Source organism: Streptomyces sp. NPDC020965, assembly GCF_044333555.1.
Lineage (GTDB): Bacteria > Actinomycetota > Actinomycetes > Streptomycetales > Streptomycetaceae > Streptomyces.
Map to the genome: position 1 here is coordinate 135410 of NZ_JBIRRE010000004.1, position 12894 is coordinate 148303.

A 12894-nucleotide genomic window follows, 5' to 3' on the forward strand; every position below is an offset into this window, starting at 1 on the left:
GCGCGCACGATTTCCTGATGGTCCGCCGCCGATAGACTGCGGCCATGCGCTATGGGGTGCTCGGCCCGCTGGCCGTCTGGGACGCCGAGGGGCTGCCGATCAGAGTCCCCGAGGCCAAAGTGCGTGCCCTGCTGGCGAATCTGCTGGTCCACGGGGGCGGGCCGGTACCGGCGGACCGGCTCATCGAGGACCTGTGGGCGGGCAACCCGCCGGGCGGGTCGGCCAACACGCTCCAGACCAAGGTCTCCCAACTGCGCCGTGTGCTGGGTCGAGAACAGGTGGTCCGCGAGCCCGCGGGCTATCGACTGCTGCTGGCGGACGACATGGTCGACGCGCTGCGGTTCCAGGAACTGGCCGGACGCGCCCGCGCCCACCAAGAACCGGCCGTGCAGGGAGAGCTGTTCGCCGACGCGCTCGCGCTGTGGCGGGGCCCGGCCTACGCGGATGTCACCGAGCCCCTGTTCACGCGCGGCGAGATCGACCGGCTGGAGGCACTGCGCCTGACCGTCCTGGAGGACCAGGCCGAAGTCCGGCTGACCCTGGGCGAACACCTGACGCTCGCGGCGGAGCTGGGCGAACTGGTGGCACGGTATCCGCTGCGCGAACGACTGCGCATGGCCCATATGCGTGCGCTGTACCGGGCCGGTCGGCAGGGCGACGCCTTGCAGAGCTTCCGGGAGCTGCGACGTCAGCTCGTCGAGGAATTGGGGGTGTCGCCCGGGCCGGGGGTCACCGCGCTGCACGAGGCGATCCTGCGACAGGAGTCTCATCTGGCGGCACCGAACGTCGAGTCACTGTCGTGCCGTACCAATCTGCCCGCACCGCTGACCTCGTTGATCGGGCGACGGAAGGCGGTCGGCCAGGTGCGAGCACGGCTGAGCACGGACGCGAACTCCCGGCTGATCACACTCACCGGTCTCGGTGGAGTCGGGAAGACACGACTGGCGATGGCCGCGGCGCGGGCCGCGGCCGAACGGTTCCCCGACGGAGTGTGGTTGGTCGAACTGGCCGGCCTGGGTGACACGTCGACCCCGGACGATATCGCCGAACGGATCATCACGGCCCTGGGCCTGTGCGACACCGCGGCGTCGGAGCCGGACCTGGACGATCTGGTGGGCTGGCTGTGTCAGGCAGTGGCCGAGAAGCGTCTGCTGATCCTGCTGGACAACTGCGAGCACCTGATCGAGCCGGTCGCCGCGCTCGCGGGAGCCGTGCTGTCGACGGTGCCCGGAGGGCATCTGCTGGTCACCAGCCAGGAAGCCCTCGGTATCCCCGGCGAGGTGGTGCAGCCGGTGCCTCCGCTGGCACTGCCGGAGCACACCGACCCGAGCGCGGTCGCCCGGTCCAGTGCCGTCGAACTGTTCGTGGAGCGGGCGGCGGCAGCGGTCCCCGGCTTCGTCCTCGACGCGGCGAACGCTCCGGCCGTCTCCGCCATCTGTCACAGGCTGGACGGCATTCCGCTCGCGCTGGAGCTCGTCGCCCCCCGGCTGCGGACACTGAGCCCCGACGAGCTCGCCACCTGCCTGGACGGTCGATTCACCCCACCCGCGGTCCATGCGCGCGGGCTGCCCGCCCGACAGCGGACGCTACGGGGGATGCTCGACTGGAGCTGGCACCTGCTGACAGCGGACGAGCAGACCGTGCTGCGACGGTTGGCCGTGCACGCCGACGGCTGCACCCTGCCGGCCGCCGAGGCCGTGTGCGCCGACCGGGACCTGCCCGCCGAGCGGGTGGCCGATCTGCTGTCCCGGCTGGTCGACCGTTCGCTGGTGGTCCGTGCGGCGGGCAGGTTCCGACTGCTCGAATCCGTCGCCGCCTACTGCGCCGAACGACTCACGGAGGCGGGTGAGACGGCCGCCGTCCGTGCCCGGTTCGTACGCTGCCACACCGAGCTGGCCGAACGGCAGACCGAGCGGTTGCGCGGTCCGGCCCAGCGGAGCTGTCTGGAGCTCCTGGACGCGGAGACGGTCAACCTGCGCCGCGCCCTCGACCTCGCGGTCGCCGCGAACGACGCCGGACACGCGCTACGGCTGGTGAACGCGCTGGCGTGGTACTGGTTCCTGCGCGGGCGGCTCACCGAGGCCCGCAGGTCGCTCCGTACGGCGCTGGCCATCCAGGGCGGGACCGCCCGGGCCGCCCGCCTGACGGCGCGGGCCTGGCTGGTCGGAATGGAACTGCGCACCGCACCGACCGGCGCGACAGCGATCCCGGCCGGTGACGACCCGACGACCGGCCTCGACGATCCCGTACTGCGGGCCCGGTTGCAGTGGTTCGTCGGCACCGGGTTGACCGGTCAGGACCGGCACCGCGAGGGGTGGCGGTTGGTGGCGGCGAGCCTGGCCGGTGCGCGCACCGCCGGAGACCAGTGGGGCGAGGCGGCGGCCCTGGTCGAGCTGGCCGGCCAGGACCCGGCCCGGGGGGAATCCGACGCGGAACTGGGTGCCGCGCTGTTCCACGAGGTCGGAGACGGCTGGGGACAGCTCCGGGCCACCCGGTCCCTGGCGCTCGTGGCCGAACGGTACGGCGACCGTACGCGGACGGAACGGCTGCACCGAGAAGGTCTCCTGATGGCCGAGGAACTCGGCCTGTGGACCGAGGCCGTCGAGGCTCTGATCCGGCTCGGCCGGACCGCCCTGGCCGCCGGCCACGACCGGCGGGCGACGGAACTGTACGAACGCGCGCGCTCCGTATCGGCCGAACGGGCTTACGGTCGAGGCGAGATCCACGCCGAGATCGGTCTGGGGCTCGCCGCACGCCTCCGGAACGACCGGGCAGCCGCCCGGCACCATCTGAACCGCGCACTGGCCAAGAGCCGTGCGTCGGGCCCCGCCCCCGGTACCGCGGACGCCCTGGCGGAACTACAGGGAAGCGATGACCGCTCCTAGATCGCGCGACCCGATCGGCCCTCGGCCCGACGGTTCCGGGCCGGGAGGTTCGGAGCGCAGAATGTGTCTATGGCAGAACTCTCTGATCTGGTGACGCTGCTCGACCTCCAACCGCATGTCGAGGGCGGGTGGTTCCGACAGACCTGGAAGACCACAGCCGAAACGGATCCCGAAGGTTACGGCGGTAAAAGGGCGTTCGGGACCGGGATCTACTTCCTGTTACACCCCGGGGAGGAGTCACGCTGGCACCGGGTCCGCTCGGACGAGCTCTGGCTGTGGCACCGGGGAGGACCACTGCACCTGCGGCTCGGCGGAAACGGCGCGGCCCCGGCCGACGGGATCGAGGCAGTCCTCGGAAACCAGGTGGAGAAGGGAGAACACCCGCAGTTCCTGGTTCCCGGCGGGGTCTGGCAGCGTGCCGCGCCCGCAGGCGACGAACCCGTTCTGGTGACATGCGTGGTGGCCCCGGGGTTCGACTTCGAGGACTTCAAACTGGCCTGAGGCCCGTCGGAACAGCAGCAGTGATCCGACCGGATGCCCGTTCGTGGTGTGAGTCGTGCGAGGGGCATCTGATCCACCACGGATTACGGGACGGCCCTGGTCACGGAGAGGTGGATCTCCCGGGCCCGTAACGAGGGCAGCATGGCGGCCGGTTACCTGGTGCTGGGGAACTCCCTTTCGGGTGCTGGCAGGTGCGCCGGTCAAGGCCGGAACCGTCACAACAGGACGCGCGGGCACCGGCAGGAAGCGCATACTGACCGGTGTGGCGACTTACAACAGCATCGGCGAGACCTATACGTCCACCCGGCGGCCCGATCCCCGGATCGCCGCCAGGATCCATCAGTCCCTCGGTGCTGCCGCCACCGTGATCAACGTGGGAGCCGGGGCCGCCTCCTACGAGCCGTCACATACGGTGCTGGCTGTTGAACCCAGCCCGGTGATGATTGCCCAACGCCCGGTCGGATCCGCGCGGGCGCTGGAAGCATCCGCGGAGGCCATCCCCCTCGCTGACGACTCGGCCGATGCGGCGATGGCCCTCCTGACCGTGCACCACTGGAGCGACCTGGAAGCCGGCATCAGGGAACTCATCCGCATCGCCCGGCGACGGATCGTTGTCTTCACCTTCGACCCCGACATCAACCGCAGGTTCTGGCTCCTGGACGAGTACCTGCCCGAGGCAGCCGCGATCGATGACGCACGAGCGGTCGCGATCGACCGGCTGGCCACACTGCTGGGAGGCGCGCGCGTCGAGACCGTCCCCATCCCGCACGACTGCACCGACGGTTTCCTCGCCGCCTTCTGGCGCCGACCCGAGGCATACCTCGACCCGCAGGTCCGGGCCGGTATCTCGATGCTCGCCCAGAGCGGCGACGCAATCCTCCAGCCGGGTCTGGCCCGGCTGGAGGCCGACCTGTCCTCCGGCCGGTGGCACCAACGCCATGCCGACCTGCTCGACCGCGAAGAACTCGATGCCGGCTATCGACTTGTCGTAGCCGACCTGGAGCACGGCTGAGCCATCCGCTCACCAGCCAGTGGCCCGCTGCCGCGTACACCGTGTGGTCCCGTGGTCCCCCACCTGAAGCGCCGAGCCCCACTGCGGCCTGTCGACCCTCTTCATCACCGAGCGGCTGATCAACGCGCGCGGATCACGGCTTGTTCCGTATCTCTGACGACGGTGACTCGGCCACCATCGCCGGGATCGGGATCGGGCATGACTGATTCCGGGTCGACGAGGTAAGTCTCATGACCATCCAGCGTGAGTCGACGCACGACCTCCAGCAACATGCGCCGTGCCACGTCATCGATCGAATAGACCATGGTGAGGTCCAGAACCACCCTGACTTCTGCCGGGGCAGTGTTCACAGCTTCCCGGACAACTCTCTCGGCTCCGGCAAATCCGATCCCGCCTTGCAGTTGGAGGACCCGAACCGCATTCGCTCCGCTGCCGACGACGTGGTTGGACCGCACGACGGAACGCGCAGCGGCCGGGACCTCCATCACATGGAGACCCATATCGGAGGAGAACCGCCCGAACAGCGAAACTCCGCGAACGCTATTCCCGTGGGCGTCTAGCCGTGGTGAGAATGTGGCGATGCCGATCTGGCCGGGAAGTGCTCCGATCAGGCCCCCGGCCACGCCACTCTTCGCTGGAATGCCGACCTGGGTCGCCCAGTCACCGGCCGCGTCATACATTCCACAGGTGGACATGACGCTCAGCACCTGACGCACCACCGGTTCGTGTATCACTCGCTCACCCGAGAGCGGATTTACGCCCCGATTGGCCAACGTCGCCGCCATCATGGCCAGATCTCGCGCGGTGACGAGCACGGAGCACTGGCGGGTGTAGCCCTCGACGACGGCCCTGGGATCCTCGGTGAGGATGCCGTAGCCGCGGAGCATGTACGCGATGGCGAGGTTGCGGTGCGCATGCTCCATCTCCGACACGCACACCGCCTCATCGAGCCTCAGCCTACGACCGGCAAACGCCGAAAGGCCGCGGACCACGCGCTCCACGCGCTCCGTCGGATTCATGCCCTCGGAACCGGCCAGCGAGTGGGCGGTGATCGCACCGGCGTTGATCATGGGGTTGAAAGGGCGCCCCGTATCAGTTTCGAGGGAGATCTGGTTGAACGCCTCTCCCGATGGCTCGACACCGACTTTGGCGAGCACGGGGTCGAAGCCGCGATCAGCCAGTGCCAGCGCGTACGCGAACGGCTTGGAGATCGATTGGATCGTGAACTCGGTATCGATGTCACCGGCACCGTAGATCTCGCCGTCAACGGTGGCAAAGACCGCGCCCAGGAGCTCAGGGTCCGCTGCCGCCAGCTCAGGGATGTAGTCCGCCAGCCGTCCAGAAGTGTCCGACTCGACATCTCCGAGGGCCTCGGCCAGATAGTCGGGAATGACCGACCGCATGCGTCCTCCTCCATACCGTTCAGGCGATGAATGCGCTCGGGCGTCAGCGCTGAGGTCACCGTGGTGCGTGTGCCTTCCTGACACTCGTCGGCGCCTCACCGAATCACCACACCGATACGTGAACCGTAGCCGCAGCCCGCCCACTCAGCCCTCTGCTGCTCAGCCACGCGGCGTAGCTGCTCTGGGGTAAGACGACCCCCGCCGAGCCGGTAAGCAAGGCACCGCTCTCCACCACCAGCCGAAGCAGATCGAACTGACGGCCGACTTCACCATCATTGCCGTCTCCCCGGACCTGTCTGTCGGCGGACCAGGGACCACGGGTAGGCAGCCCGGCCCGGCACGGCGGGATCAGCCGAACAGAGCGGAACCGAGCGGGTGCTGTTGGCCGAAGCCGGGGAGGATCAGGAAGGTCGCACTGGCGGTCGTGGTGGTGAAGGGCAGCAGCGCGTCGGAGGTGTCCATACGGGTGAGCGTGGCCGTGAAGGTCCGCAGGTCGTTCTGGAAGCTGATGAAGAGCACGCCGGGGACGGGCTCGTCGATGCTGTAGGAACGGCGAAGCATGAGGCCGACGCCGACCATGGTGGGGTTGGCCCGGCGCACGTGGGCGTCCGCGGGGACGAGATAGCGCCCGTCGGGCGTCTTGGCTCCGAGTCGGGGGCCCGAGGCGACGGTGCCGCCGGAGAGGGGGACGCCGCTGGCCCGGTGCCGCCCGAAGACCGCCTCCTGCTCGGCCACGGACAGGGCGGCGAACCGTGTCAGGTCGAGTTCCATGCGCCGCAGTACGGCCAGGGTGCCGCCGGCGACCGCGGCCGGCCCGGCCAGCCACAGGTCACGCTCCTGCTCGGCGGTCGTGTGCGGGCCCACGATGCCGTCGATGAAACCGAGCAGGTTGCGCGGTGCGGTGACACCCTTGGCGATGGACACCTCCGTACCGCGGCGTCCGTACTGCCGCCAGCGTTCGCGAACGCGGTCGCCGGCCCGGTCCAGGAGCGCGGCGGCGGCGACCGGTACGAGCAGCGCGTCGTCGGCGCAGATCTGTATCAGCAGATCACCGCCGCGATCCTGCGGGGCGATCCGCTCGCGGGAGAATCGCGGGAGGTCGGCCGCGCCGGGCAGTGCGGCACCGACGGTCCGCACCAGCCGCGGACCCACGCCGACGGTCACGGTCAGGTCGCCCGGGGACAGGCCCAGCAACCGCGGGTCGGACCCGGCGGTGAGAGCGTGGATGGCCTCGCCGAGCTCGGCCAGCAGGGGACCGGGTGCCACCGCGGTGTCGAGGTCGACCACCACGGCCAGCAGGTTGCGTTGGGCCGAGTGGGGAAGTGTGACGCCCGCCTGATGTCGGCCCGTCGCCGGAACCGGTGTGGACGCGGCCGCCGTGGTGGGGTCGGACCGGTCCGGCTGAGAGGAACCCGATGAGCACCCGCCGAGGAGACCTGCGGCCACCGTGGCGCCGGTGGCATCGAGGAACGCGCGGCGTGACGGCTGGCGATCGGCGCGGTGCATGGTGTGCAGAGTGCCACACCATCCTCGTACTCGATGCTCAACTACCCTTTTCCAGCGCGAGGTTCGCCGTCGTGCCAGACTGGAATCATGTCTCGATCGGCTCTTCGCGTGATGGCGGCGGCACTGGGCGCACTGACACTGGTGAGCGGCTGCGGCGGTGGCGGTGACGACGGATCGGGCAAGGACCGGCGTCCAGAGGGCGCGCGGGTGACGATCCGGGTGCCCGCCGACGCCTCGACGATCTCGACGGCGGTGTCCCTGGCCCGCCCCGGTGACCTGGTGCTGGTGGCTCCGGGCGTGTACCACGAGTCGGTGAGGATCGACACGGCTCGCATCACGCTGCGGGGCGAGTCCCGGGACAAGGTGGTCGTCGACGGGCAGTTACGGCGGCCGAACGGCGTTGTCGTCGCGGCGCCCGGGGTGGCCGTGGAGAACCTGACCGTACAGCGGAACACGCAGAACGGGGTACTGGTCACCGGTTCGGCGGCGGCGGTCGCCGGGCTGCCGGGGAGCGGCGGCTACGACACCGGCGACGAACCCGTCAGCTTCCTGGAGTCGTTCCTGGTCTCCCATGTGACCGCGACCCGTAACGGCCTGTACGGCATCTACGCCTTCTCCGCACAGAACGGTGTCATCGAGCACTCCTACACCTCGGGCGGGGCCGACTCGGGGATCTACATCGGCCAGTGCAAACCGTGTCGGATCGTGGTCCGTGACAACGTCTCCGAACTCAACGCGGTCGGTTACGAGAACACCAACGCCGGCGGCGACCTGTACGTGGTCGGCAACCGTCTGGTCGGCAACCGTGTCGGCCTGACCATCAACTCCGACCACCAGGAGAAGCTACTCCCGCAGCGCGACTCCATCGTCGCCGGCAATCTGATCGCGGACAACCAGCAGAGGCAGACCCCCGAACAGGCCGACGGCGGCTGGGGCATCGGTATCGGCGTCGACGGCGGCAGCGACAACCGGTTCATCCGCAACCGGATCACCGGCAACAGCAACGCCGGACTCATGATCACCGCGACTGCCGACCTCACAGCTGACCGCAACCGGATCACGGACAACAGCTTCGCCGCCAACGGCGTCGACATCGGCTGGACGTTCCCCACCGCCACCCGTGGACAGGGCAACTGTCTGCGCGGGAACGCCCTGCGGACGACCGTGCCCGCAGGGCTCGCGGACACCGCATCCTGTCCGGTTCCCGCCACGTCGGGCACGCCCTCCGGCAGTTGGACGACTCCGACTGCGCCTGCGGGCATCCCCTTCACCGATGTGGCCGCGCCCGGTCCCCAGCCGGAGTTCCCGCGTGCCACCACCGGCGCCACCGACGTGCCGGACGTTCCGGCGTTCCCGAACATCGCGGACGTCACGCTGCCGCCGCCGTCGCTGCTCGCCACCGGTGCGCGGGTGCGGACCCCGTGAGCGTGGCTACGGTGCCGGTGCGGCTCCGGGTACCCGCTGGACGGGGACGTACCTCCGGTTATCAAAATCGAAGACCACCGGCTGCGGCGCGGAGGCGATACCGGCCTGCACCCGGTACATGGTGCCATCTGGGCCGATCCAGTAGCGCACGGTCGGTGACGTACTGGCTTCTGGACCGGCGTCCGGCCCGTTGACGATGTCCGTCTGATGGCCGTGCACCTGGTCCCGGCCGACCCATGCGGCGCCGTTCTGCGGGAGCAGTGCGGCGTTGTCCGGCCGATCGCTGCCGAGGCCGAGCGCGATGATCAACGAGCTGTCCAGGGACATACCGGATCTCCGCAGCGGACGGCGGTGCCACCCGGACGCGGGCGGCGACGCCGGTGCGGCTGTCGGGGGGTCCGTCATGGGATGGACGAAAACAGTGGTGGCCGTCCACTGGATCAGCCCGTCGCTGGACGCATTGCGCCCGGTCCCGCGCACCACCCCATAGCCGGTGTGGGTGCGGTAGTCGATGGATCCGGTGATGACCAGCTCGCCGGTGGCGTTCGGCACGGTGATCGTCACCGCCCGGCCTCCCGCCTGGTAGTTGAGGAACCGTGTGATCGCCAGCCGGTTCACTTCGTCCGAGGTCAACGCCCTTGGAGCGGCGGGGCCTTCGCCGTCGCCGATGAGGACGAAGGTGGTGGTCACCGCAGCGGTGATGCCGACGGCGGCGACTGCCGCCCAGCGCACCCACGGCCACCGGCGCCGCCGGCCCGCCCCGCGCCCCGGGAGGCCCTGCCTGATGTCGACGCTCTGCCTTCTGATGCTCCGCACGCGGCGCGATTGTAACAGCTCTCCGTGGAGGCACCCCCAACCTTCGCATATTCCCGACATGACACTCCGTCAACTAGTAGCCTCTCGCTGGAATTTGCCGCGTTAGCTTCGGCGCGGGATGAAGTAAAGGAGTGCCATGCCATTACGTGGACTGGTGCGGATGGGGCTGTCCGGCCTGTTGCTGGTGGGAGCCGGCACAGGCGCGATCTTGACCGGCGCCGAGCAGGCCGGCGCTTCGACCTCGGACGGCACCCTGACCGTCGAGGTACTGCGGGACTTCTTCGGCACCGGAGTGATCAACTCAACGATGGACGTGCCGCAGCGGGGGATGAAGGTCGAAGTCGCCGATCCCGACGGCCATCGCATCACCGGTGTCACGGATGCCACCGGAAGGGTCATCGTGTCACCGTCGGACGAACTGACCGGCGGCCGGTACCGGGTCGATGTCACCGTCCCGGCACCCTATAGCGACTATCTACGGGCGGCGCCCGCCTCGACCGCGCCGAACCACTTCGACAGCTTTACCACATTCGTCGATATCTCGGATGGGAAGGATGCCTCGGTGACCACCGGGGTCTGGAACCCGGCCGACTACGCACTGCCAGATTCCCGCTACTTCGTGCCGATCCAGAGCGGCGCCGGAGGGACGGACACCCGGGCACTGGTGGCGTTCGGGACGAACGCCCGAGGTGACTGTCCCGCCCAGCAGGCATGCCCGGAGGTGCTCAACACTCAGGAACAGGTGGGCACGACCTACGGGCTGGCCTATGACAAGTACCGCGGCCAACTGTTCCAGTCGGCGTTCGCCCGGCGGTACACCGAGTACGGGCCTGGCGGCGGTGACGCGATCTACACCGTGCCGGCCGACGGCGGGGGCGCCACTGAGCTCTTCGCCAAGGTGCCGGGCGCCACCAAGACGCCGCACGACACCGACAATCTGATCAAGGACGCCGGGTTCACCGACGCCCCGGGCAAGGAGAGCGTCGGCGGTCTGGCCTTGTCGGAGGACGGCTCGACCCTGTACGCGGTGAATCTACTCACCCGCAGCCTGGTCAGCTTCGACGCGACCGGGCCCACGGCCCCGGCGCCCAAGGCGACCGTGCCGATCCCCGACCCGGGCTGCGCGTCGGACGGGGACTGGCGTCCGTTCGGCCTCGCCACCCACGACAACACCCTGTACGTCGGGGGCGTGTGCAGCGCGGAGAGCACACAGAAACGCACGGACCTCAAGGCCGTCGTCGCCACCTATGACGGCGAGCGGTTCACCACCGTGCTCTCCCAGCCGCTGACCGCCGAGCGCGGCAGCGTGTTCACCAGCAACTCCGGCCGCGACCAGGTCAACCACTGGAACCCCTGGAACACCGACCTGGCGGACTGGGACACCTTCACGGTGACCGGCGCGATGATCAATCCGCAGCCGGCGCTGGCCAGTATGGCCTTCGCTCGCGACGGCTCGTTGATCCTCGGCTTCCGCGACAGGTTCATGGACGTCGTGAGCTGGGGCGGGCTGGACCCACGGCCGGGCAACAACACCCCGCAGAACGGAATGTCCGGCGGCGACATCTCCATGGCCTGCGCCACACCCACCGGCGAGTACGCCTGGGAAGGCACCGGAAACTGCCTCGACCACGCCACGGACCCGACCCTTGACGGTGCCCAGCCCAGCGGCGTCGTCGAGTACTTCCCGGGTGACTTCTTCCCGAACGGCGGCTCCGCCACCCGGCCCGGGCCGCACCAGGAGTCCGCACTGGGATCGGTCGCCTACATCCCGCAGCAGCAGTGGGTCGTCAGCACGCAGATGGACCCGACCGGCAATGTCATCACCAACGGAACCGGCTACTACGACGTTGCCACCGGCCTCGGCCCCGGCAACGACCCGGCCGCCAACGCCTACCAGTTCATCGGTCCGAACCAGAACGGGTTCGGCAAGGCCGGCGGCCTCGGCGACATCGCGTACGCCGCGGCGAACGCACCGATCCAGATCGGCAACGTGGTCTGGTACGACGGCGACCACAACGGCATCCAGGATCCCGGGCAGGTACTGCTGCCGGGTGCCACGATCAACCTGTTGGACGCCGACGGCGAGCAGGTCGCCACGACCACGACCGATGCCGCCGGCGAGTACTACTTCGGCGGTGTCGGCGCGGAGTACGAGCTGACGCCCGGCGCCAAGTACACCGTGCAGTTCGATGTGTGCACAGCGGACACCAGCGAGGTGCCGGGCCGGCCGGCCGCGACCGATCTGCGGTTCACTCTGCCACGGACCGGTGACGACCGGGTACATGACTCCAATGTGACTCCGCCGACCACCGGACGGCTGTGCGATGGGCTCGCCCCGGTCACCGCACCGGCCAAGCCAGGAGGAGTTGATCACACGATCGACGCCGGCGTGTACATCCCACAGGCACCATCACCGACACCCACGCCAACCGCATCTCCGACACCTACGCCGACCGCATCTCCGACGCCCTCTCCGACACCGCCATCGACGCCGCCGCCGAGCCCGCCCTCCAACACCCCGGCACCGGACGGCAGCCGACCGTCGGGCTCGCTCCCGAAAACCGGTATGGCCGGCCTGGGAGATGTGCTCGCCCTCGTCGCCCTGCTACTCGGCGCGGGTACGGTGGTCGTCCTCGTCAGCCGTAAGAAGCGGCGCGCCGGTCACCATTGACAGGCGAAACCCACGACGGGCCGGTGCGGCACACCGGCCCGTCGGCATAACCGGCAACGGCGACAGCATGCGCCACACCGGACGCACCTGATTCGCCGACGCCCACGTCCTCCGCAGGATCGCCGGACCCGACCAGTAGCGTCGGCGCATGCGCTACTTCCATGTCGATGTCTTCAGCGGCGTTCCGTACAGCGGCAACAGCCTCGTGGTGATTCCCGACACCGTCGGGCTCGGCAGCGGCCAGATGGAACGGATCACCCAGGAGCTCCGCCACTTCGAATCGATCTTCCTGACCCGCGACGGTGCGCGGGACGACACCTGGCGGGCCCGCGTATTCGATCTCGCGACATCTGAAGAAGATCACCTGAGGATTGAAGACGGGTTCCGAGGCCACGACGCCCTCGTGTGCGTCACTCCAGAGATCTTGGAAGGCTCCGCGCACGCCGATGGAGGAGAATCCTCGGCGGGTTACAGGTCCCTTCAGGTCCTGCTGCCATGCCTGCTCGGTGGCGTCCGCGAACGCCACCGCGTCGAAGTAGGGCCTGATCGCCATCTCACCGCCATATCGTCCCGGACGACGCAGGGCGCCGCTCAAGCGCGTGACCAGGCAATCGAGCACCTCTTGGGCTGTTGCGCTCATCGTTGCGGCCGGTCGGGTCGGTCATCGTCTGCCCT

9 protein-coding genes are annotated in these 12894 nt (G+C 69.2%); 5 read left to right on the plus strand and 4 right to left on the minus strand.

Going from position 1 to position 12894, the window contains the following annotated elements:
* The first annotated feature begins 44 nt into the window (after positions 1-44).
* From ACH4S7_RS14445 to ACH4S7_RS14455, 3 genes are all read left to right on the plus strand, one after another.
* Positions 45-2885: a BTAD domain-containing putative transcriptional regulator gene (locus ACH4S7_RS14445; RefSeq protein WP_398521482.1), complete on the plus strand. Its 2841-nt coding sequence runs from the start codon at positions 45-47 to the stop codon at positions 2883-2885.
* Between the two features lie 69 nt (positions 2886-2954).
* Positions 2955-3386 (plus strand): cupin domain-containing protein, encoded by a 432-nt coding sequence (locus tag ACH4S7_RS14450; RefSeq protein ID WP_398521483.1) that lies wholly within the window; start codon positions 2955-2957, stop codon positions 3384-3386.
* A 262-nt stretch (positions 3387-3648) separates the two neighbouring features.
* Positions 3649-4398: a class I SAM-dependent methyltransferase gene (locus tag ACH4S7_RS14455; RefSeq protein ID WP_398521484.1), complete on the plus strand. Its 750-nt coding sequence runs from the start codon at positions 3649-3651 to the stop codon at positions 4396-4398.
* 119 nt (positions 4399-4517) lie between these two features.
* On the opposite strand, the gene ACH4S7_RS14460 is transcribed toward ACH4S7_RS14455, so the two are convergent.
* Together ACH4S7_RS14460 and ACH4S7_RS14465 are read right to left on the minus strand one after the other, a co-directional pair.
* Entirely contained in the window at positions 4518-5801 is a 1284-nt protein-coding gene (locus tag ACH4S7_RS14460; RefSeq protein WP_398521485.1) for a glutaminase, read from the minus strand.
* 348 nt (positions 5802-6149) lie between these two features.
* A complete protein-coding gene (locus tag ACH4S7_RS14465) occupies positions 6150-7307 on the minus strand; it encodes a Dyp-type peroxidase (RefSeq protein ID WP_398521486.1) in 1158 nt (385 codons plus the stop codon).
* An 87-nt stretch (positions 7308-7394) separates the two neighbouring features.
* On the opposite strand from ACH4S7_RS14465, the gene ACH4S7_RS14470 reads away from it, so the two are divergent.
* Positions 7395-8732, plus strand: coding sequence for a nitrous oxide reductase family maturation protein NosD (locus ACH4S7_RS14470; protein ID WP_398521487.1), 1338 nt, complete (start codon positions 7395-7397; stop codon positions 8730-8732).
* Between the two features lie 6 nt (positions 8733-8738).
* Here ACH4S7_RS14470 and ACH4S7_RS14475 read toward each other — a convergent pair whose 3' ends face one another.
* Complete coding sequence (locus ACH4S7_RS14475; protein ID WP_398521488.1) at positions 8739-9548, minus strand: hypothetical protein; 810 nt, start codon at positions 9546-9548, stop codon at positions 8739-8741.
* A gap of 136 nt (positions 9549-9684) precedes the next feature.
* Between ACH4S7_RS14475 and ACH4S7_RS14480 the strand changes: the two genes are divergently transcribed.
* Positions 9685-12219: an SdrD B-like domain-containing protein gene (locus ACH4S7_RS14480; RefSeq protein WP_398521489.1), complete on the plus strand. Its 2535-nt coding sequence runs from the start codon at positions 9685-9687 to the stop codon at positions 12217-12219.
* Here the strand turns inward: ACH4S7_RS14480 and ACH4S7_RS14485 are convergent.
* Positions 12185-12859 (minus strand): hypothetical protein, encoded by a 675-nt coding sequence (locus ACH4S7_RS14485; RefSeq protein ID WP_398521490.1) that lies wholly within the window; start codon positions 12857-12859, stop codon positions 12185-12187. The genes ACH4S7_RS14480 and ACH4S7_RS14485 overlap by 35 nt on opposite strands.
* Positions 12860-12894: the final 35 nt, after the last annotated feature.